An 18,950-nucleotide genomic window follows, 5' to 3' on the forward strand; every position below is an offset into this window, starting at 1 on the left:
GCCCCACAATGACCGTCACCATCGACACCCCGCGCCTGTTGCTGCGCCAGCCCGAGATGGGCGACTGGGAGGCCTTCGCCGCCTTCCTGGGGTCGGATCGTGCCGGGTTCATTGGTGGGCCGTATAGCGACCGCAACGCCTGGCGCAGCTTTGGCCATATGGCGGGCCACTGGACCCTGCTGGGGTTTGGCCTGTTTGTCGGCGTCGAGAAGGCATCCGGCAAACCGGTGCTGTCGGCAGGTCCATGGAGGCCGGTTGGCTGGCCCGAGCCGGAAATCGGCTGGTCGGTCTGGGACAAGTCGATTGAAGGCAAAGGGCTGGCGTTTGAAGCCTCTCTCGCCACCCGCAACTGGGCCTATGAGACCCTCGGCTGGGACACCTGCGTCAGCTATATCGACAACACCAACACGCGCTCCAACGCTCTGGCCGAACGTCTGGGCTGTGTGATTGACCCGGATGCACCCCGGTTTGCAGACGAAGGCGACGACTATCAGGTCTGGCGCCACCCGGCCCCCGATGCCGATGGCAATCCGGAGGCCTACGCATGACCTCGGTTGACCTGACATATCCCGCTGCTGCGCAATCGCGGATTGACGCAATCGCCGCCGCCCTGCCCCGGATCACAACGGATCGGCTGACCCTGCGCGCACCGCGCTTGGCAGACTGGCCCGTTCTGGCCCCGATCTGGACCACGGAACGCGCGACACATATCGGCGGCCCGTTCAGCGAAGACGATGCCTGGCTGGATTTCACCCATATCTGCGCGCAATGGGCGTTGCGCGGCTTTGGCGGGTTGACCATCACATTGACCGAAACCAATGAGGTTCTGGGAATGGTGTTGCTTGGGCGCGAATTGAAAGACCCGGAACCCGAGTTGGGCTGGCTTCTGATCGAATCCGCCGAAGGCCTTGGCTATGCCAGCGAAGCTGCTCTGGCACTTCGGTGTGAAGGGGTGCGCCTGTTCGGAGCAGGTGGGTTTGTCAGCTACATCGAAGAGAGCAACACCCGCTCGATCTCGCTCGCGGATCGGATCGGGGCAGTCGCGGATAAGGCCCGCCACCCGATTGCACCGGAAGTCCTGGTGTATCGCCATGGCAAAAAAGGCGGTGCCGCATGACACATCTCACCGGCATCCCCACTTTGACCACAGACCGCCTGACCCTGCGTGCGCCGACTGAGGCAGATTTTGAGCATGTGGCGACCTTCTTTGCCTCGAAAGAGCGCAGCTGGGGCTTTGGCGGCCCGCTGGATCGCACCGGCGCGTGGCGCTGGTTTGCGTCGAACATTGGCCATTTTGCCCTAAAGGGCCATGGCTTCTGGTTTCTCGACACCGCTGAGGGCGACACCGTTGGCATGGTTGGCCTGTGGGGACCGGAAGGGTGGAACGAGACTGAGCTGGGCTGGGTGATGTTTGAAGGCGGCGAAGGCAAGGGCTATGCCTTTGAGGCCGCCGAAGCGGTGCGCGCTTATGCCTATGACACGCTGGGTTGGGGGCCGCTGTGTTCCAACATCTTCCCCGGCAATGACCGCTCGGTCGCTTTGGCCGAACGCATGGGCGCAACGTTGGAAAGCGATTGGGACAGCCCGACACATGGGCGCGAAATGGTCTATCGCCACCCCTCGAAACAGGCATTGGACGATCTGAAGGAGGCCTCCGCATGAGCGACGCCGTGACCCGCGCAGCCGAGCTGCTGAAGGAACATCGCGAAAGCATCGACCGTCTGGACGCGATCCTGGTCTACACGCTGGGCGAGCGGTTCAAGCACACGCAGGCCGTGGGCAAGCTGAAGGCCACCCATGACCTGCCGCCCTCCGATCCGGCGCGCGAAGCCAAGCAGATTGAACGGCTGGAAGATCTGGCGCGCCGCGCCGATCTGGATCCGGAATTTGCCAAGAAATTCCTGAACTTCATCATTGATGAGGTCATCAGGCACCATAAGAAACATCAGGAATAAAACCCTGAGATCACAGGAACAACCGAACACCGAAATTGGGGCCGCGCCCACAGAAGCAACGCCCCTCAATAGCTGGAAAAAAGGAAAACTCTCATGGCTATGAAAATCCGTCTCGCCCGTGGTGGCTCGAAAAAACGCCCCTTCTACCGTGTTGTGGCCGCTGACTCGCGCATGCCGCGCGATGGCCGTTTCATCGAGAAACTGGGCACCTACAACCCGCTGCTGCCCAAAGACAGCGAAGAGCGTGTGAAACTGGACATGGAACGCGTTCAGTACTGGCTGGACCAGGGCGCCCAGCCGTCGGACCGCGTGTCGCGCTTCCTGGAAGCCGCTGGCGTTCTGGCCAAGAAAGAGCGTAACAACGCCAAGAAAGCTGTTCCCGGCAAAAAAGCCCAGGAACGTGCTGAAGAGAAAGCTGCCAAGGCTGCTGAAGCTGCTGAAGCCGAAGCTGCTCCGGCCGAGGAATAATCCTCTTTGGGGGCGGTAAGCTGATTGGGTTTGCCGCCCCTTGTGACAGGGACTGGGAAGGCGCAGATGCACGCATTTTCTGACGAGTTTCAGTCGGATCTTGAGACCCTGATGCGGTGGCGGCGCGATGTGCGCCGCTTCCGTTCTGACCCGGTGGATGAGGCCGTTTTGCAAGACTGCCTCGACGCTTTCCTGCTGGCCCCCTCCGTGGGTCTCAGTGAACCCTGGCGGGTGATCCGGGTGGAAAGTGACGCGGCGCGCGCGGCGGCACTTGCCAATTACCAGGCAGCGAACACGGCTGCCCTTGCCGGATATTCCGGTGAAAAAGCAAAGATTTACGCAGGATTGAAGCTGTCGGGGATGCAGGATGCCCCGGTGCAGCTTGCAATCTTTTGCGATGAAACCACCGACAAAGGCGCGGGGCTGGGCGCGGGCACCATGCCCGAAATGCGCCGCTATTCGGTGGTGTCGGCCATTATGCTCTTTTGGCTGGCGGCACGCGCGCGCGGGTTGGGGTTGGGCTGGGTGTCGATCCTGGACCCGAAACAGATGTGCCGCGACCTGGACGTGCCCGAGAACTACGCCCTTGTCGGGTATTTCTGCCTGGGCTGGCCGGAAGAGGTGGCCGAGAGTCCGGAGTTGGAAGGCACCGGCTGGGAAGCGCGGCGCGGCAGCCTGCCAATGGAGGTACGATAAGCACATGGGTTTCCTCTTTCGCCCGATCCGCACCCTCATATTGCTGGGCATCGTCTTTGTGGCCGGTGTCCTGTATGAACGGGCCATGATGAAAGACCGCTGCCTTGACGCGGGCGGCGCGGTGCAAGGGAACCTGTGCGCAGGCATTGAATGGACATATCCAGATGAGCGATGAACGAATTTGCGTAGGGGTGTTGGCCGGGGCCTTTGGGGTCCATGGCGAGGTACGGGTCAAAAGCTTTTGTGCAGACCCCGAGGCGATTGCCGATTACGGCACGCTGTGGTCCGAAGACGGTCGCAAGAGTTTTGACCTGACCCTGACCCGCCCGATCAGCAATGGTTTTGCGGCCCGTGTCAGCGGCATTGCCACCAAGGAAGAAGCGGACGCAGCCCAGGGCGTTCAGCTTTACGCCGACCGAGACGCCCTGCCCTCGCTGCCCGATGACGAGTTTTACCATGCCGACCTGATTGGCCTGTTGGTGCTGGACACCGGGGGCAAAGAACTGGGCCGGGTGAAAGCTGTGCATAACCACGGGGCGGGGGATGTGCTGGAAGTGCTGGGCGCGGGCATGCGCACCGGTGCCCTTCTGCCCTTCACCCGCGCAGCGGTGCCTACGGTTGATCTGGCTGCTGGCCGGATCATTGCCGACCCGCCTGTGGGCATATTCTCGGACGACTAAAGCGTTACCCGGACAGATCGAACACCTCTTTGGCGAGGGTCAACAGGCGTTTGAACTGACGCTGCTGTCCCGCGCTGCGGTCTTCCCGGCGTTTCGGCATCTTGCGCCAATCGCCCAAAAGCTGGATCGGAAAGAGAAACCGGACCGCAGCCGCGTTTTCATCTTTTGCGCCATAGCCCTGCCAAAAGGCCTGTACGGGCGGGCTGTCGTCGCGGCCACCAAACCAGATTCGATACCGCAACAGGAACTTGGACAGGTCGTGGCCCGGGGGCACAAAACGGGTGGGGTCAAAATCCAACCCATAGGTTTTATCGTCATCCAACAAGAGGTTGCGAAGGTGAAAATCCCCATGTGACGCCGCCACGGGCGTATGCGCGCCGCGCACCGATTCACAAATGGCAAAGGCCTGTTCTGCGCAGATCAGGTAAAGGTCACGCCGGGGCACATCCACCTGTCGCGTCAGTACCGAGTTTTGCATTTCCGCGACCCAGCCCATCATCGCATCAGGGCGGATGGCCCGGCCCGGTTGGGCGGTCGCCTGATGAAACGCGGCCAGCCATTTGCCGCTGCGGCGCATAGCGTCTTGTGCATCTGCAAGACCAAATTCCGCCAGCTCCAGCGTTTCATGCACGGTGCGCCCCGGCACATGCTGAAAGATCACGCTTTGCGCCGCGGGATCCACCGACAGAAGCTGCGGCACCCGCTGCCCACCTAACGCGTCATAAGCGAAACGATGCGCCTTTAGCTTCTGTTCAAACCGCGCGGCATCTGCCGGTCCGTCCTTGAATTTATAGACCACAGCCTTGTGCGCGGCATCATGGCGCGCATCAGACAACATCAGGACAATCCGCTCCTCCTCTGGCAAGAACCGACTGCTCAGGATCCGCGGCGGGACATGACGAAACCGCTGGCCAAGCGCCCCGTGCCCCGGCAGCGCGGCCATGGCTTTCGCCAGTAACGTTTGTTCGCGCTCCGCCTTGTTCATGCCTGCCCCATGGTTTGCATTCTGCTGAAACTGTCGTAGACAGCGCCCATGTCCGACGTCAACAAGAATACCCCGCCGAACGGCCCCGCCAAAGCAGCCGCCAAGTCACATGGCCGCCTGTCCATTTCGGCCAGCGTAAAACCGCGCGAGCTGATGACCCACACGCCGCGTCTTGCGGGCGCGTGGACGGCGAAAATCATCACGCTGTTTCCCGACGCCTTTCCGGGGGTGCTGGGCGAAAGCCTGACGGGGCGGGCGTTGAAGGACGGGAAATGGGCACTGGAGACGATTGATTTGCGCAGCTTTGGTGTGGGCAAGCATCGCAATGTGGATGACACGCCAGCGGGCGGGGGCGCGGGCATGGTGTTGCGCCCCGATGTGCTGGGTCGGGCGATCGAAACGGCACAATCCGGCGCGCCGCTGGACCGGGCCCAATGGCCGATCATCTATATGTCACCGCGCGGCAAGCCGCTGGATCAGGCGATGGCGCGGCGGTTTTCGACCTGTCGCGGCATGACGGTGCTGTGTGGTCGGTTTGAAGGGGTCGATGAACGGGTGCTGGAGCATTACCAGATCGAAGAGGTCAGCCTGGGCGATTTCGTTCTGACCGGCGGCGAGATCGCCGCGCAGGCGATGCTCGACGCCACGGTCCGGCTGATCCCAGAGGTGCTGGGTAATGCCGACAGCATTGAAGAGGAAAGCTTTTCCAACGGGTTGTTGGAGCATCCGCAATACACCCGGCCCGCCGAATGGAAAGGGCGCAAGATCCCCGACATTCTGATGTCCGGCCACCATGGCAAAATCGACGAGTGGCGCCGGGCCCAAAGCGAAGAGATCACCCGCACCCGCCGCCCCGACCTTTGGGCCGCCCATCAGGACGATGGCGACAGCTAGGCGCCAATCCGCCCCAGCTTTCGCACCTTCGCGGTCCAGCCCTGCACCTGCGCCGTGTTTGTGTGGCTGGCCTGGGCAAAATGAGTCATGCGAAACGGTTTGATTCCGACAAATTCGAAAATCTGACGGCGCAACGCCCAGTAAAGCGGGCGATGCAGGAGGAACCGAAAATACCACCACGGGCTGTCTGATGTCAGGATCACCCGGCCACTGCGCCCGGTCAAAAGCGGTTTCGGCAGGCCTTTGCCGCGGCTGTCAAACACCCGCCCCGGCCAGAAACTGCGGTCAATCAACCCCTTCAGCTTTGCGGGCAATCCGCCCCACCACATCGGCGAGATCAGCACAAAGTGGTCACAGTGATGAAGCGCGGTCAGGAAGCGTTCAAGATCCGGTTCAAACGGCTTGTGCTGCCTGTATCCGGCAAACCCGTGATCAGGATCGAATTGCAGGTCGCGCAGATGCAAAAGCGTCACGTCATGCCCCGCCGCGTTTGCGGCATCCGCATATGTTTCCGCCAAATGGCGCGAGAGCGAGCTCTCTGCGGGGTGACCATTCAGAACAAGGATCTTACGGGCAGGCATAGGGGCGCTCCTATCTTCGCGGCACAGAATTGACCACGGTCAATTTCTTTCAGCGCCATAACGCACCATAAATTGACCGCGGTCAATTCCTTATTTTGACCGCGGTCAATAAATGTGTCACATAAACGCATGAGCACCCCACAACCCCGCACCCTGAAAACACGCGCCCGCCTGATCCAGGCCGCGCGTGATGTGATCGCAGAAACAGGATATTCTGCCCTGCGCACCGAAAACGTGGCCCAACGGGCCGGGGTGGCGAAGGGAACTTTCTTTGCGCATTTCAAGGACAAAGACGCCTTGATGGATCTGTTGATCGGGGAACGGATTGACGGCTTTCTTGACCAGATCGAAGCCGCCCCCGCCCCGCGCACCATTCCTGAACTGGTCGAGGCGATGATGCCCATGATGCGGTTCATGTCGCATGAACGATACGTGTTTGACGTGATTTTGCGCTATTCCGGGGCGGCCGCAAAGGAAGAGATTGGGCCGATTGCCATGACGTTTGAACGGTTTGTGACCGTCATGGAGCGCTGGCTGGTCCAAGGGGGATTTCGCAATGATGTCTCACCGAACCTGCTGGCGGAGGGTGTTCAGGCCTTTATGTTTCAGGCTCTTGCCCTGCGGTTTTGTGCCCGCAACAACACAACCCCGCTGGATGAAAGCCTGCGCCCCTATCTCGAGGTCTGGCTGACGGCCCCTCAGGACGTGCGGTAATACTTTCGCCGGGCGTCCTGTTCGATGGACAGGCGCAGCTCCAGATCGGCCAGCCGCGCCATCGCCGATTTGCGCGCGACGGGGTCCGTGGTCTCGGCCAGAGCGGTCTTTGCGGCATCGACCGCTTTCTTCAACTCGATCTCGCGGGGCAGAACCCCCGCTTCGGCCATGATCCGCATCCCGGCCGCATCGGTGGTGTTGCCGCCCTCCATCTTCAGGGGGGTGCCCGCCCCTTTCAGATCATCCAATTGCCCTTCGGCCTTGGCTTTCAGGATCTGTCGTTCTGCCAAATCGCGCCATTTCATCGGTCGCATCCTTTCCTATCCTATATGGGCGTGCCGATCTGCCCCGGCAAGGTGGCGGGGTCACTCGCCCGCTTTCACAGCCTCCATATTGCCGCGCAGTTCGACCTCCCATTCCGCCTGCATTTCGCGCACCCGCGCCACATAGGGTTCGTTTTCCAGGGGCGGCGTGTCGATGTCGTACAGATCTGCCAGTTCCAGCATGGTCTTGCGGTCCATGTCGCTGAACGCATCCACCAGCCCCTGCGCCTCGGGCCGCGCATGGCCCAGCGCCTCGAACGCGGACCGGGTGGTGCGCAACGAGCTGTCGAACACCTCGCGGATGATGTCGCGGCAGCCCACGGACCACAGGTCATAGACATGCCAGCGGTCAATCGCGCGGGCGATCACATGCACATGCGGATGGTGTTCGGTGACGTGGCGCACCAACCCGGTGATCGCCTCTTTGTCGTCAATCGCAACCACCAGGATTTTGGCGTCGTCAATCCCGGCGGCGTGCAGAAGATCGGGCCGCGTTGCGTCGCCGAAAAAGGCAGACAGGCCAAATTTGCGCAGCATGGTCAGCTGTTCCGCGCTGTAATCCACCACGGTGGTGTCATACCCCGCCCCACGCAGCGCGCGGTTCACGATGCCGCCAAATCGCCCGTGCCCGGCGATGATGATCCGCGCCTCGCTGTCGATCTCGTCGGCCTCTTGTTCCTGTTGGCGCGAATAGCGTGGGGCGATGACGCGGTCATAGAGGATGAACAGCGCGGGTGTCAGCAGCATGGTCAGCGCCACCACCAAAAGCAGCATGTCAGAGACCGATCCGGGCAGCACGGCGTTCGCCACGGAATAGGAAATCAGCACAAAGCCAAACTCGCCCGCCTGCGCCATGCCCAGCCCAAACAGCCACTTGTCCCCGCCGGTCAGGTTAAAGGCCCGGGCAAGGCCCAGCAGCACCGCGGCTTTCAGTGCGATCAAGCCGAGGGTCAGACCCAGCACCAGAACAAGGTTTTCCCACAGCAGCACAAAGTCGATGCTTGCGCCCACGGTGATGAAAAAGACGCCCAGGAAGATGCCGCGAAACGGGTCAATGTCGCTTTCCAGCTCGTGCCGGAACTCGTTCCCCGCCAGCACCACACCGGCAAGGAAGGTGCCTAGCGCAGGGGACAGGCCAACCATGGTCATCAAAAGCGCAATGCCAAGCACAATCATCAGGGCGGTGGTCACGTAAAGTTCGCGCAGGCGGGCGCGGGCGACGAAGCGGAAGATCGGCCCGACCAGGTACTGCCCCGCCGCGATCACCCCGACGATGGCCGCCAGCGTGACCAGCGCGGTCTGCCAGCCATTCAGCCCCTCGACAAGCGACAGGTTCAGGCCCGACCCGTGATCATCATGCCCCGCGCCATGATGCGCCGCGTCCACCAATTCAGGCAGGGCCAGAAGCGGCACCAAGGCCAGCATGGGAATGACCGCGATGTCCTGAAACAACAGCACGGCAAAGCTCGACTGGCCGCCATCGCTTTTTAACAGGCCCTTTTCCTTGAGCGTCTGGTTCACGATGGCGGTCGAGGACAGGGCGAAGATCAGGCCGATGGCCAGGCTGACCGTCCAGGGTTGCCCAAACGCCATGGCGACCGCCATCACCAGACCGGCGGTCACCCCCACCTGCAAACCACCCAACACAAAGATCCGCCCACGCATCTGCCACAGCGATTTCGGGTTCATCTCGAGCCCGACAATGAACAGCATCATCACCACGCCAAATTCGGCAAAATGCTGCAATGACACCACATCTGCCCCCGCCCAGGTCAGGAATGGACCGATCAGGATCCCGGCGATCAGATAGCCCAGAACCGATCCCAACCCAAAGCGGCTGGCAATTGGCACGGCAAGAACCCCTGCCAAAAACAAGACAAAGGTGATCAACATGAACTCAGGTGTCATCGCGCGCTCCTTCGGTTTCGGAACAGGTTAGCGCAAAACATTGCAGTTTGCTTCGCAAAATCAAACGTCGTGAGCGAGCACATGGAAAACAAACACTGGCAACCTGCAGACGTTCATCAAAATGCAGACGTCAGCCTTCGCAGGTTCTCTGACCGTTCGGAACGAAGTCAAATATGCAAGATCATCGCAGCCGCCGGCCCGCTGCATGTTAACGTCTGTACCGACCTTGCCCCCACATCAAGCGCCAGGTCCCGCAAGTTTTCGTGGTTGAGAAACCGACCTCGCCCTCGCCGGGACACGCAATATCGTAAAGCGGATCCCATCAGGGATTGCGCCGGGCGATCAGCACAAAATGCCAGGCAAATATGACCTCCGGGTCGCGTCACCCGTGTAAACTCTGCCAGAGCAAGATCCGGCCGTTCAACTGTTTCCACGCCCCAGGCACAGGTTAGAAGGTCGAATTGGTCTGACTGAAACGGCAGATCCATCATACATCCCAATACCCGTCTGGCTGGAATATCTTTGCAACTTCGGAGCATTTTTTCAGAGTTGTCCAGCAAGACCAACTGAACATCCCCTGCTGTCCGGCGTAGCAACCTGCGGCTGACCTTTCCGGTACCACAAGCAACGTCTAGAACCGTGGAATTTGGGCGCAGCAAGGCCGTTGCAGCCCCTTCATAAGCACATTGCGCTTCGCCCCCAGCGTAGCGCAGCCACCGCCGATGCGCCTGATCATAGCGATCAGCCAGGGCATCATATACGTGAGATTGTGAAACAATAGCCATAAACGTTGAACTCAGAGCCTGAGGCAGTATAGTCAATTTAGTTGACTATCATCGGAGCGCGATTTGGTCAAGAAGATTGACGATATTCACCCAGACCACATCGGATGGCGCCTTTGGGATGCTGCCGCCGTGTGGAAAGAGAAATTTGCCCAGCAGATGATTGACATGGGGCATGACTGGTATGCCGAAGCCCGATCTAGCGTCGTACCCTATGTTGGCTTGAACGGCACCCGTCAGGCCGAGATCGTGACCCGGATGGGATTGAGCAAACAAGCGGTTCAACAACTCATCGCCGACCTCGAACGCTCGGATATTCTACGCCGTGATCCCGACCCCGAAGACGGGCGTGGCAAGATTGTGCGCTTTACCGACGCCGGATTGCGCGCGCAGCGCGATAGTGCAACGGCCAAGCAACATGTCGAGGATGAAATGAAAGCCCTATTGGGGGCCGAAAACTTCGACCAGTTGATGGTTCTCCTCAAGAAGATCGGATCCAAACCCTAACCTTCCCCTTATAGCCATCCCCAAAGGAGGCGCCCAAACCGAAGGCTGATATAGGTGGCAATCCCCCTTGATCCCCTGCCCCCATTGGCCTATACCCCGCGTGTTCACCGGTTCAATGAGTCGTGTGGACCTGTTTTGTTTGGGCCGTGTTCTTTCCACGGGGCAAACCGGCGAGGCAGCAAAAAGAAACGACGACGTATTCTCCCGCGGGCGCAGATGAAGACCCGATGAAGGCGCGGAGCTCTGGGCGGCAGCAACCTTTGTGGAAAAACCACAAGCAGTTTAGGAGAGATCAGATGGACCTGATCGCACAGCTCGAAGCGGAACAGATCGCTTCGCTGGGGAAAGAGATCCCCGATTTCAAAGCCGGCGACACTGTTCGCGTAGGCTTTAAGGTGACCGAAGGCACCCGCACCCGTGTGCAGAACTATGAAGGCGTTTGCATTGCCCGTAAAAACGGCGCAGGCATTGCCGGTTCGTTCACCGTGCGCAAAATCTCGTTCGGCGAAGGTGTGGAACGTGTGTTCCCGCTTTACTCGACCAACATCGAATATATCGAAGTGGTACGTCGTGGCCGTGTGCGCCGCGCCAAACTGTACTATCTGCGTTCGCGTCGCGGCAAATCTGCCCGTATCGCAGAAGACACCCACTACAAGCCCAAGAAAGCCTGAGGAGCGTCAGCATGAAAAAGGATATCCATCCCGACTACCACATGATCGACGTCAAAATGACCGACGGCACGATCATCCAGATGAAATCGACCTGGGGCAAAGAAGGCGACACGCTTGCCCTCGACATCGACCCCTCGGCCCACCCGGCCTGGACCGGCGGCAACTCGCGCCTGCTGGACACCGGCGGCCGCGTGTCGAAGTTCAAATCGAAATACGAAGGTTTCGGCTTCTAAGCCCAGCTTCTTTCGAACAGGAAACGCCGCTCCATCCGGGGCGGCGTTTTTTATTGGCCAGGTGCACTGGCCGCATTTGATCCCCCCCAAGGGTCGCACGTGTCGCAATTTCAACCAATCCGACGCCTGCGCGTGGGTCGGCCCAAAAGCGCACAGGTTAACCACCCCCATCCAAACCAACCCATCACATCCTGACCAATGGGGGTCCATCGCATGTCTGACACGGATCAGAACATCTCCAAGCCAGGGCTTGGCCTGGCGCTTTTGCCAATCCTGCTGACGCTGATTGTTCTTGGCATTCAGCTGTTCTATTTCGGGGATTTCACCCCGCATATTCCGTTGACCATCGGCATTGCCATAACCGCTTTGGTGGGGCTGAAGCTGGGACATAAATGGCCCAATATCGAAGAGGGTGTGTTTCACGTTATCACCATCTCGCTGCCGTCTGTGTCGATCCTGATTACGGTGGGCATGATCGTGGGGGTCTGGATTGCCAGTGGCACTGTCCCGACGCTGATCTATTACGGTTTGAAAGTTCTATCGCCAGAGCTGTTCCTTGCCGCAGGTATGGTGCTTTGTTCGATTGTCTCTGTGTCGCTGGGCACATCCTGGGGCACGGTTGGCACCGTGGGCCTGGCCTTGATGGGCATTGGTGCGGGGTTTGGCATTCCGATGTATTGGACCGCCGGTGCGGTGGTTTCCGGTGCCTTCTTCGGCGACAAAATTTCGCCCCTGTCTGATACCACCAACCTGGCCCCTGCCGTGACCGGCACCAACCTGTTCGATCACATCCGAAACATGCTGCCGACCACCATCCCGTCGATGCTGATTGCCTTGGCGATCTATCTGGTGGTGGGATTCACCCTGATCGACACATCCAACGTGTCTTTCGAACGGATCGACGCCATCACCGAAGCGCTTGACAATGCGTTTTGGATTTCACCGATCATGCTGCTGCCTGCCCTTCTGGTGATTATCCTTGCGGTGAAAAGGCAACCGCCCATCCCGTCGCTGTTTGCCGGTGCGCTTGTGGGCGGCCTGATGGCGATCTTCTTCCAGGGCGCCGGTCTGCATGAAACCTTCACCTTCGCCAATTCCGGCTATTCGATCGACACCGGGGTGCCGGAAATCGACCCGCTGCTCAATCGCGGCGGCATCCAGTCGATGATGTGGACCATTTCGCTGGTGCTTCTGGCGCTTGGGTTCGGTGGCGCGCTGGAACGCACGGGCTGTTTGCAGGCGATCATCGAGGTGATCATCAGCCGGGTGAAAAGCTTTGCCGGCATTCAGACCTCGGCCATCCTGACATCGGTTGCCACCAACACCGTGGCAGGGGATCCGTACCTGTCGATTGCCCTGCCCGGCCGGATGTATGCACCGGTCTATCGCGCGATGAAATATTCGCCCCTGAACCTGTCACGCGCGATCGAGGAAGGCGGCACGCTGGTTTCGCCGCTGATCCCGTGGAACGCAGGTGGTGCGTTTGTGATCAGCGCGCTGGCGCTTGGCATTGCGGATGGGAACTTCGAAAACCTGCTCTACATCCCGCTGGCCTTTGCCTGCTGGCTCTCGCCGCTGATTGGCATCTTCTATGCGATGACCGGGATGTTTTCCCCGAAAGCAACCGAAGAAGAGGTCCGCGCCTGGGAAGAAAGCAATGAGCCGGTGACCGAGATGGCCCGCTGATTTGAACGCGGGCCCTTTCCTCCCCGCCCGCGATCAGACGAAAGCGCCGCCCCTTTGGGCGGCGTTTTTTGCACGGGACACCTGGGTGGAACTGAAACAACCAAAAAGGGCTGCCTGCCGACACCAGCAGGTCGCGTGGCGGGTTAAAAATTCGACTGTAGCCCCAGCCCAATTTGCACATCGGTGCTGGAATATCGTGCAACGTTTGAATTTGTCTGGGTGGCAGATAGCGACAGGCGGGGGGAGAAGCCAAAATAGGACAGCTGCTCAAACACCGCATTTGCCCCAAGGGAGACGTAGGTATCCTGCCGCCCATTCAACGACAATGTGAATTCGTCATAGGTCTTGCGGCCCAGCTCTGCCCAAACATCCAGTTTTGTGCCCAGCACGGGCCGTGACAGGGCGTATTGCACACCCGCGCGCAGATCCGAATGCGTATAGGTCGCCTGATCTGCATCCGTGAAACGATATCCCAAAGACCAGCGCAGCACATCCTGATTGCCCAGCCGCTTCGAATAAGAGCCTTGAAGGTCATACACCGTCGCGTTGGGTTGCGAAGCGGTCAGGGCCTCCTGCACCTCGACAAACCCACCGAGGGAGATCAGCGCGTCCTCTCCCAACGGAAGGTCCTGATCCAGTTGAACCCGCAGATGTCGCCGCAACGGATCGCCCCCATACCAAAGCTGGCCAATATGGGCCGACACGCCGGTCGCCCCAAGACCCTCAAACAGATATTGGCGGTGCGCCACGGACACCTCTGCAAGGGCAAGCGCATAGTCAGATCCATCGACATCCGGAAACGCATCCCGTGCCGCAGAAGAGACGCTGTACGTGCGGCCATACAGGAAGGCCCCAATGGTGGTGATATGCCGGTCGGATTGCGACAGGCGATAGCTGAGATCGACACTGCCGGAATACTCCAAGCCCGACAAAGCCAGGCTGCTGGGGTGAAACACAAAGCGGTAGTTCTCGATGTCAAAATATTCTTCTCGCGTACCCCCGTTGATGTTGGTAGAGGGGGCGATCGCGAAGTTGAGAGTGACAGACAGTGGATTGTCCTGCCGGATCGCGTCAAACTCTTCGGCGACAATGCGGGCGTCATTCTCATCGCCCACATAGTTGCTGGCCCTGCGCAGCCACCAGCCCGCCCGCATATGTTGCCCGGATTGAAAGCGGGCCGCACCGGACAGGCGCGCCGCTTGCACCCTTTCTTTGTCCGTGCGCGCAAGTTGAAACGCCCGCTCCGCAGCCTTTGCAGCGGGCTGTGGTTGCCCTTGATCGACATAGGCAAGAGCAGAAATCATATGCCCCTGGAAACTGTCGCCGTCACGTTTCAAAAGCTCCTGGGCCAGCGTCAAAGCCTGCTCTGCACGCCCCTCATCCAGAGCAATTTCCGCGCGATATCCAATATCGTGCTTTGGCGGCGTGTCTGCCTCTGCCGCCAACGCGCCACTGGCAGACAGGCCCCCCAGCGCGATCACTGTTATATATATGGCTTTGTTCATGTGTCCTCATCCCCAGACCTTCCCGATGGACAAGAAAGCCCCTTTGCGCGTGATGCCCGCCGTGCAGGACCGAATGGGGCCCTGCGCGCTGACACCCAACAGTGCTGCTCAGTTGGGAAAGAGATGTGCCGTACCCCCTTGCGTCCTGCAATCAACACTTCGGACATTCCCGGTTGTCGCGCGTATTTCTGCTGACCACACCGAATGATCAGCACATTCTCGCCTTTTGATATACGCCCAAGGCCGAACGGTTTACTTCGAAGGCTGATTTGCGTTCGGTGGCGGCAACAAACAAAGGAGAGCACAGATGAAAATCGCACTTGTTTTGGCATCCGCCTTGGCCGTATCAGCATGTATGAGCAGCGGTGGCGGGAAGGCCCCGGTGAACGGCCCGGTGACCCCCACGGCATCTCCGAAACCGCAACCCAAATCCGGCCCCGGGCCGACCACCCCAAACCGGGTTGAAAACAACTCGTTTGCCGGTCTTTTGAACAATGTGCGGATCGCGAACGGTGCAGGCGCGGTTGCCTATGACAATCGCCTTGGCGCCGCTGCGCAGGGCCATGCGAATGACATGCTGGCGCATAACTACCTCAGCCACACTGGCCGCGATGGTTCATCTGCAGGGGATCGGATCACAAGAGCCGGGTACAACTGGCGCACCTATGGCGAAAACATCGCGCAGGGTCAGGACAGCCAGTCGGATGTTTTGAAAAGCTGGACCAATTCCCCCGGGCACCACGCCAACAACATCAATCCGAACTTCAAGGATTTTGGCCTGGGCAAAGCCGGATCCGGAAGCAACAAGAGATGGGTTTTGCTTCTGGCCGCCGAAAACTGATCACCAATCTCCGATCAGGCAACAGCTTTTCTCGCGATCTCACCCCGGAATACTTTCTTGTCAATCAAAAGCCACGCCCCTCTTCCCCCGGTCTCATAACGCAATTATAGTCCCTTTAACCTGACGAAGCTGCAGGCATAACAACCGGGGATACAGGCGTGGCACATATTATTGTTGTGGGTAACGAAAAAGGCGGGGCGGGCAAATCGACCGTGTCAATGCATGTGGCCACGGCCCTGGCGCGACTTGGCAAATCCGTTGGGGTGCTGGATCTGGACCTGCGCCAGAAAACCTTTGGCCGGTACATGGAAAACCGTCGGGCGACGATGGAGCGGGTGGGGTTCGAACTGCCCACGCCGCATTATCAGGACCTGCCCGAGATTGACCAATCCGCGCTGGAACCGGGCGAAAACCCGTTTGACCGCCGCCTGTCCATCGCCGTGGCCGGGATGGAAGCGGATCGCGATTTCATTGTGATCGACTGCCCCGGGTCGCATACCCGCCTCAGCCAGGTGGCCCATTCGCTGGCCGACACGCTGATCACGCCGATGAATGACAGTTTTGTTGATTTCGACCTTCTGGCGCATATCGACCCGGAGACCAACAAGGTCAAGGGCCCGTCGGTCTATTCGGAAATGGTCTGGAACGCACGCCAGCTGCGCGCGCAGGCCGGGCTGAAACCAATTGACTGGGTGGTGGTGCGCAATCGTCTGGGCGCCCAGATGATGCACAATAAGAAGAAGGTCGGGGATGCGCTGGAGGATCTGTCGCGCCGCATCGGATTTCGTGTCGCCCCGGGCTTCAACGAGCGCGTGATCTTCCGCGAGCTGTTCCCCCGCGGCCTGACCCTTCTGGACCTGCGCGACGTGGGCGTGAGCGGTCAGATGAACATTTCAAATGTCGCAGCACGCCAGGAACTGCGAGAGCTTTTGAAAGCGCTCAAGCTGCCGGATGTTGAGGTTCGGATCTAATCCGCCACCCCCAAAACCGACCCAATAAATGCGCGAGGGGCGCGCCCCTTGGCCGTGTGCATCTGCCCCTCCGTAGCACATGATTTTGCGTATCCGCATGGTCACGTGCGGCGGCGGATCGCATTTGGTGTGGCCCCAAACCACCGGTGAAACGCGCGAAAAAAGGCACTTGGTTCTGCATACCCCACCTGACGGGCAATCTCGGCAATGGGCAGGTCGGTTTTCTTAAGCAGTGAAATGGCAAGATTGCGGCGACGCTCTTCCTTGATCTCTCCAAAGCTCTGACCTTCTTCTTTCAGTCTCCGATGCAGCGTTGACGTGGACATGCCAAGCTTTTCTGCCATGTCATCAATGCTGCCCCAGGCGTCAATTGCACCGGCTGACAGCTCTGCAATAACCCTTGCCTTTATGCCGTCCCCATGACGATAGCCGGTCAAAAAAGCGGTTGGGGCAGATGTCAGAAACCGTTTCAACGCGCGGTCGGACCTGTTGATCGGCTTGCGCAGGTATTTCCGCTCGATCGCCAAGCGGGCACAATTGGCGTCAAACAGCACCGGGACGCCGAAAAAATCGCCGTAGTCGTTTGTCCATGCCGGTTCGGCGCAGGGAAACTGAATGTGCTGAATGGGAATGCGTGTCCCGATCAGCCAGCAATTCAACGCATGCAAAATCGTGAAATACAGCCGATAGGAAAACGCCGACCTCGCGGGACCTTTTTCTTCCAGGGTGACAATCGCCTGCCGCCCCTCAATGCCGAGTTTCCCCGCAGGATCCTCCAACAGAATGGTCAAAAACCGCAAGGCGCGCGCCATTGCAATTTCCAGATTGGGCGCGTGGCGGGTGGCGTGGCCCAACATGGTAAAGCTGCCCGGGGACATGGGCCGCGCCGCCAGACCAAAAAACTCGTCCTGCATCTGAAACGACAGCTCCAGCCAGATCTGCCCGAACTGTTCTGTGGTCACCTGCGGCGGGCGGCCATGGGGAATACCAAGCCCCTCCAGAAGCGCCTTCATATCCACGCCTGCGCCTTGCCCGCACGCCAGGGCTTCGTTTACAAACGCAGGAGAGATCGTGGCGGTCTCGGGCATGGCATTTCCTGTCAGAATTCTGAAATATACTGGCATCGCCTGCAATATGTTTCAAGCTTACAGTGCCACGCAGACCGCCCCGGACCCAACGCCCCCAGATCCATCTAAGCTGGACCGTGATCAGAGACGTTCCGCACATCTTGCACACCTTGGGCAGACAGGAGACATGACATGCTTGACGAAACCCAAACCGCCATTCGCGATATGGCTGCACAGTTTGCCCAGGACCGCCTGTGGCCCGGTGCTGAAGAGCGCGACCATACCGGCGCGTTTCCCCGGGAACAATTGACCGAAATGGGCGATCTCGGGTTTCTGGGCATGCTGGTCCCGGAAGAATATGGCGGGATCGAACTGGATACCGTGACCTATGCCAGCGTGGTCGAAGAAATTGCAGCAGGCGACGGCACCTGCTCGACCATTCTTTCCGTTCACAGTTCGGTGGGCTGTGGCCCGATTGTGAAATACGGCACGGACGCGCAAAAACAGAAATACCTGCCCAAACTGGCCAGCGGCGAATGGATCGGGGGCTTTGCCCTGACCGAACCCCAGGCCGGATCGGACGCCTCGAAACTGCGCACAACCGCGGTGCTGGACGGGGACCACTACGTCCTGAACGGCTCTAAACAGTTCATTTCCTCGGGCAAGAACGGCAAGGTGATCATCGTCTTTGCGGTGACCGACAAAGACGCCGGGTCCAAAGGCATCAGCGCCTTTATCGTCGAAACCGACACCCCGGGATACGAGGTGGTTCGGGTCGAAGAAAAGCTGGGCCTGCACTCTTCCGACACCTGCCAGCTGTCGTTTGAAGACATGCGTGTGCCGAAGGAAAACCTGCTGGGGGCCGAGGGCGAAGGCTATAAGATCGCCCTGGCAAACCTGGAAGGCGGGCGCATCGGCATTGCATCGCAGGCGGTTGGCATGGCGCGCAAAGCCATGGAGCTTGCGGTTGACTACGCCCAGGAACGCAAGGCGTTTGGCAAGGAGATCGCCCAGCATCAGGCCGTGGGGTTCCGCCTGGCGGATATGGCAACCAAGGTCGAAGCCGCCCGCCAACTGGTCCACCACGCAGCGCGGCGGCGCGACGCCGGTCTGCCCGCCCTGCGCGAAGCGTCGATGGCAAAACTTTTTGCAACAGAGATGGCCGAAGAGGTCTGCTCTGCCGCGATGCAAACCTTTGGTGGCTATGGCTATCTGCGCGATTACCAGGTGGAACGCCTGTGCCGCGACGTGCGTGTCAGCCAGATTTATGAAGGCACCAGCGATATTCAGCGTCTGGTGATCTCGCGCGACCTGCTGGCCAATCCGGGCCCGCGCTGACAACTGAAAAGAGGAGTTGCCACGACCGGGATCTTCACGCATCGTGGCAACGCCCATCCCGCACCGGGCCATTCCCCCCCGGACAATCATGTTCTTCGATCATGAAACCGGGGGACCTGCGGCGTCATCGTGTTTTGCACCGGCC

General features: G+C 59.7%; 24 protein-coding genes. 17 read left to right on the forward strand and 7 right to left on the reverse strand.

Going from position 1 to position 18,950, the window contains the following annotated elements:
* Positions 1–8 precede the first annotated feature (8 nt).
* From ACP15V_RS13470 to rimM, 8 genes are all read left to right on the forward strand, one after another.
* Positions 9–548, forward strand: a complete 540-nt coding sequence (locus tag ACP15V_RS13470) for a GNAT family N-acetyltransferase (protein WP_424944227.1) — start codon at positions 9–11, stop codon at positions 546–548.
* On the forward strand, positions 545–1,117 hold the full coding sequence (locus tag ACP15V_RS13475; protein ID WP_424944228.1) for a GNAT family N-acetyltransferase: 573 nt from the start codon (positions 545–547) through the stop codon (positions 1,115–1,117). The genes ACP15V_RS13470 and ACP15V_RS13475 overlap by 4 nt, the downstream gene beginning before the upstream one ends.
* Positions 1,114–1,662, forward strand: a complete 549-nt coding sequence (locus ACP15V_RS13480; protein WP_424944229.1) for a GNAT family N-acetyltransferase — start codon at positions 1,114–1,116, stop codon at positions 1,660–1,662. The genes ACP15V_RS13475 and ACP15V_RS13480 overlap by 4 nt, the downstream gene beginning before the upstream one ends.
* Positions 1,659–1,955, forward strand: coding sequence for a chorismate mutase (locus ACP15V_RS13485; RefSeq protein WP_424944230.1), 297 nt, complete (start codon positions 1,659–1,661; stop codon positions 1,953–1,955). The genes ACP15V_RS13480 and ACP15V_RS13485 overlap by 4 nt, the downstream gene beginning before the upstream one ends.
* Before the next feature lie 93 nt (positions 1,956–2,048).
* The gene (gene rpsP, locus ACP15V_RS13490; protein ID WP_424944231.1) at positions 2,049–2,423 is read left to right on the forward strand and encodes a 30S ribosomal protein S16; all 375 of its coding nucleotides are present in this window, start codon (positions 2,049–2,051) and stop codon (positions 2,421–2,423) included.
* A gap of 66 nt (positions 2,424–2,489) precedes the next feature.
* Complete coding sequence (gene bluB, locus ACP15V_RS13495; protein WP_424944232.1) at positions 2,490–3,119, forward strand: 5,6-dimethylbenzimidazole synthase; 630 nt, start codon at positions 2,490–2,492, stop codon at positions 3,117–3,119.
* A gap of 4 nt (positions 3,120–3,123) precedes the next feature.
* Positions 3,124–3,294, forward strand: a complete 171-nt coding sequence (locus ACP15V_RS13500; RefSeq protein WP_424944233.1) for a hypothetical protein — start codon at positions 3,124–3,126, stop codon at positions 3,292–3,294.
* On the forward strand, positions 3,284–3,799 hold the full coding sequence (gene rimM / locus ACP15V_RS13505) for a ribosome maturation factor RimM (protein ID WP_424944234.1): 516 nt from the start codon (positions 3,284–3,286) through the stop codon (positions 3,797–3,799). The genes ACP15V_RS13500 and rimM overlap by 11 nt, the downstream gene beginning before the upstream one ends.
* A 4-nt stretch (positions 3,800–3,803) precedes the next feature.
* Here rimM and ACP15V_RS13510 read toward each other — a convergent pair whose 3' ends face one another.
* The gene (locus tag ACP15V_RS13510) at positions 3,804–4,784 is read right to left on the reverse strand and encodes an aminoglycoside phosphotransferase family protein (RefSeq protein WP_424944235.1); all 981 of its coding nucleotides are present in this window, start codon (positions 4,782–4,784) and stop codon (positions 3,804–3,806) included.
* A 48-nt stretch (positions 4,785–4,832) separates the two neighbouring features.
* On the opposite strand from ACP15V_RS13510, the gene trmD reads away from it, so the two are divergent.
* Positions 4,833–5,678: a tRNA (guanosine(37)-N1)-methyltransferase TrmD gene (gene trmD, locus ACP15V_RS13515; protein ID WP_424944236.1), complete on the forward strand. Its 846-nt coding sequence runs from the start codon at positions 4,833–4,835 to the stop codon at positions 5,676–5,678.
* On the opposite strand, the gene ACP15V_RS13520 is transcribed toward trmD, so the two are convergent.
* A complete protein-coding gene (locus ACP15V_RS13520) occupies positions 5,675–6,259 on the reverse strand; it encodes an NAD(P)H-dependent oxidoreductase (protein WP_424944237.1) in 585 nt (194 codons plus the stop codon). The two genes, trmD and ACP15V_RS13520, sit on opposite strands and share 4 nt — an antisense overlap.
* Before the next feature lie 129 nt (positions 6,260–6,388).
* Here ACP15V_RS13520 and ACP15V_RS13525 point away from each other — a divergent pair, with 129 nt between their 5' ends.
* Complete coding sequence (locus ACP15V_RS13525; RefSeq protein WP_424944238.1) at positions 6,389–6,973, forward strand: TetR/AcrR family transcriptional regulator; 585 nt, start codon at positions 6,389–6,391, stop codon at positions 6,971–6,973.
* Here the strand turns inward: ACP15V_RS13525 and ACP15V_RS13530 are convergent.
* The 3 genes from ACP15V_RS13530 to ACP15V_RS13540 form a co-directional block, all read right to left on the reverse strand.
* The gene (locus ACP15V_RS13530) at positions 6,958–7,278 is read right to left on the reverse strand and encodes a DUF1992 domain-containing protein (protein ID WP_424944239.1); all 321 of its coding nucleotides are present in this window, start codon (positions 7,276–7,278) and stop codon (positions 6,958–6,960) included. The genes ACP15V_RS13525 and ACP15V_RS13530 overlap by 16 nt on opposite strands.
* 60 nt (positions 7,279–7,338) lie before the next feature.
* Positions 7,339–9,204, reverse strand: a complete 1,866-nt coding sequence (locus ACP15V_RS13535) for a monovalent cation:proton antiporter-2 (CPA2) family protein (RefSeq protein WP_424944240.1) — start codon at positions 9,202–9,204, stop codon at positions 7,339–7,341.
* A 167-nt stretch (positions 9,205–9,371) separates the two neighbouring features.
* Positions 9,372–9,989, reverse strand: a complete 618-nt coding sequence (locus ACP15V_RS13540) for a methyltransferase domain-containing protein (protein ID WP_424944395.1) — start codon at positions 9,987–9,989, stop codon at positions 9,372–9,374.
* Between the two features lie 63 nt (positions 9,990–10,052).
* Between ACP15V_RS13540 and ACP15V_RS13545 the strand changes: the two genes are divergently transcribed.
* The 4 genes from ACP15V_RS13545 (at position 10,053) to nhaC (ending at position 13,083) form a co-directional block, all read left to right on the forward strand.
* A complete protein-coding gene (locus ACP15V_RS13545) occupies positions 10,053–10,493 on the forward strand; it encodes a MarR family winged helix-turn-helix transcriptional regulator (RefSeq protein WP_424944241.1) in 441 nt (146 codons plus the stop codon).
* Between the two features lie 296 nt (positions 10,494–10,789).
* The gene (gene rplS / locus ACP15V_RS13550; protein WP_424944242.1) at positions 10,790–11,164 is read left to right on the forward strand and encodes a 50S ribosomal protein L19; all 375 of its coding nucleotides are present in this window, start codon (positions 10,790–10,792) and stop codon (positions 11,162–11,164) included.
* Positions 11,165–11,175: 11 nt separating this feature from the next.
* The gene (rpmE, locus tag ACP15V_RS13555) at positions 11,176–11,397 is read left to right on the forward strand and encodes a 50S ribosomal protein L31 (protein ID WP_424944243.1); all 222 of its coding nucleotides are present in this window, start codon (positions 11,176–11,178) and stop codon (positions 11,395–11,397) included.
* A gap of 213 nt (positions 11,398–11,610) precedes the next feature.
* A complete protein-coding gene (gene nhaC / locus ACP15V_RS13560; protein WP_424944244.1) occupies positions 11,611–13,083 on the forward strand; it encodes a Na+/H+ antiporter NhaC in 1,473 nt (490 codons plus the stop codon).
* A 143-nt stretch (positions 13,084–13,226) separates the two neighbouring features.
* Here the strand turns inward: nhaC and ACP15V_RS13565 are convergent, their stop codons facing one another.
* Positions 13,227–14,588, reverse strand: coding sequence for a surface lipoprotein assembly modifier (locus ACP15V_RS13565; RefSeq protein WP_424944245.1), 1,362 nt, complete (start codon positions 14,586–14,588; stop codon positions 13,227–13,229).
* 307 nt (positions 14,589–14,895) lie between these two features.
* Between ACP15V_RS13565 and ACP15V_RS13570 the strand changes: the two genes are divergently transcribed.
* Complete coding sequence (locus ACP15V_RS13570) at positions 14,896–15,429, forward strand: CAP domain-containing protein (protein WP_424944246.1); 534 nt, start codon at positions 14,896–14,898, stop codon at positions 15,427–15,429.
* A gap of 158 nt (positions 15,430–15,587) precedes the next feature.
* The gene (locus ACP15V_RS13575; RefSeq protein ID WP_424944247.1) at positions 15,588–16,400 is read left to right on the forward strand and encodes a division plane positioning ATPase MipZ; all 813 of its coding nucleotides are present in this window, start codon (positions 15,588–15,590) and stop codon (positions 16,398–16,400) included.
* Positions 16,401–16,501: 101 nt separating this feature from the next.
* Here ACP15V_RS13575 and ACP15V_RS13580 read toward each other — a convergent pair whose 3' ends face one another.
* On the reverse strand, positions 16,502–17,488 hold the full coding sequence (locus ACP15V_RS13580) for an AraC family transcriptional regulator (RefSeq protein ID WP_424944248.1): 987 nt from the start codon (positions 17,486–17,488) through the stop codon (positions 16,502–16,504).
* A gap of 171 nt (positions 17,489–17,659) precedes the next feature.
* Between ACP15V_RS13580 and ACP15V_RS13585 the strand changes: the two genes are divergently transcribed.
* Positions 17,660–18,805: an acyl-CoA dehydrogenase family protein gene (locus ACP15V_RS13585; RefSeq protein WP_424944249.1), complete on the forward strand. Its 1,146-nt coding sequence runs from the start codon at positions 17,660–17,662 to the stop codon at positions 18,803–18,805.
* The last annotated feature ends 145 nt before the right edge of the window (positions 18,806–18,950 follow it).

The organism is Aliiroseovarius crassostreae (assembly GCF_049803815.1).
Taxonomy (GTDB): Bacteria; Pseudomonadota; Alphaproteobacteria; order Rhodobacterales; family Rhodobacteraceae; genus Aliiroseovarius; species Aliiroseovarius crassostreae_A.

Coding starts and splice junctions, on each gene's coding strand:
- ACP15V_RS13525 (WP_424944238.1), top strand. CDS start 6,389: ATGAGCACCCCACAACCCCGCACCCTGAAAACACGCGCCCGCCTGATC.
- ACP15V_RS13565 (WP_424944245.1), bottom strand. CDS start 14,588: ATGAACAAAGCCATATATATAACAGTGATCGCGCTGGGGGGCCTGTCT.
- bluB (WP_424944232.1), top strand. CDS start 2,490: ATGCACGCATTTTCTGACGAGTTTCAGTCGGATCTTGAGACCCTGATG.
- rplS (WP_424944242.1), top strand. CDS start 10,790: ATGGACCTGATCGCACAGCTCGAAGCGGAACAGATCGCTTCGCTGGGG.
- rpmE (WP_424944243.1), top strand. CDS start 11,176: ATGAAAAAGGATATCCATCCCGACTACCACATGATCGACGTCAAAATG.
- ACP15V_RS13475 (WP_424944228.1), top strand. CDS start 545: ATGACCTCGGTTGACCTGACATATCCCGCTGCTGCGCAATCGCGGATT.
- ACP15V_RS13510 (WP_424944235.1), bottom strand. CDS start 4,784: ATGAACAAGGCGGAGCGCGAACAAACGTTACTGGCGAAAGCCATGGCC.
- nhaC (WP_424944244.1), top strand. CDS start 11,611: ATGTCTGACACGGATCAGAACATCTCCAAGCCAGGGCTTGGCCTGGCG.
- ACP15V_RS13570 (WP_424944246.1), top strand. CDS start 14,896: ATGAAAATCGCACTTGTTTTGGCATCCGCCTTGGCCGTATCAGCATGT.
- ACP15V_RS13535 (WP_424944240.1), bottom strand. CDS start 9,204: ATGACACCTGAGTTCATGTTGATCACCTTTGTCTTGTTTTTGGCAGGG.
- ACP15V_RS13580 (WP_424944248.1), bottom strand. CDS start 17,488: ATGCCCGAGACCGCCACGATCTCTCCTGCGTTTGTAAACGAAGCCCTG.
- rimM (WP_424944234.1), top strand. CDS start 3,284: ATGAGCGATGAACGAATTTGCGTAGGGGTGTTGGCCGGGGCCTTTGGG.
- ACP15V_RS13530 (WP_424944239.1), bottom strand. CDS start 7,278: ATGAAATGGCGCGATTTGGCAGAACGACAGATCCTGAAAGCCAAGGCC.
- trmD (WP_424944236.1), top strand. CDS start 4,833: ATGTCCGACGTCAACAAGAATACCCCGCCGAACGGCCCCGCCAAAGCA.
- ACP15V_RS13540 (WP_424944395.1), bottom strand. CDS start 9,989: ATGGCTATTGTTTCACAATCTCACGTATATGATGCCCTGGCTGATCGC.
- rpsP (WP_424944231.1), top strand. CDS start 2,049: ATGGCTATGAAAATCCGTCTCGCCCGTGGTGGCTCGAAAAAACGCCCC.
- ACP15V_RS13485 (WP_424944230.1), top strand. CDS start 1,659: ATGAGCGACGCCGTGACCCGCGCAGCCGAGCTGCTGAAGGAACATCGC.
- ACP15V_RS13585 (WP_424944249.1), top strand. CDS start 17,660: ATGCTTGACGAAACCCAAACCGCCATTCGCGATATGGCTGCACAGTTT.
- ACP15V_RS13480 (WP_424944229.1), top strand. CDS start 1,114: ATGACACATCTCACCGGCATCCCCACTTTGACCACAGACCGCCTGACC.
- ACP15V_RS13520 (WP_424944237.1), bottom strand. CDS start 6,259: ATGCCTGCCCGTAAGATCCTTGTTCTGAATGGTCACCCCGCAGAGAGC.
- ACP15V_RS13470 (WP_424944227.1), top strand. CDS start 9: ATGACCGTCACCATCGACACCCCGCGCCTGTTGCTGCGCCAGCCCGAG.
- ACP15V_RS13500 (WP_424944233.1), top strand. CDS start 3,124: ATGGGTTTCCTCTTTCGCCCGATCCGCACCCTCATATTGCTGGGCATC.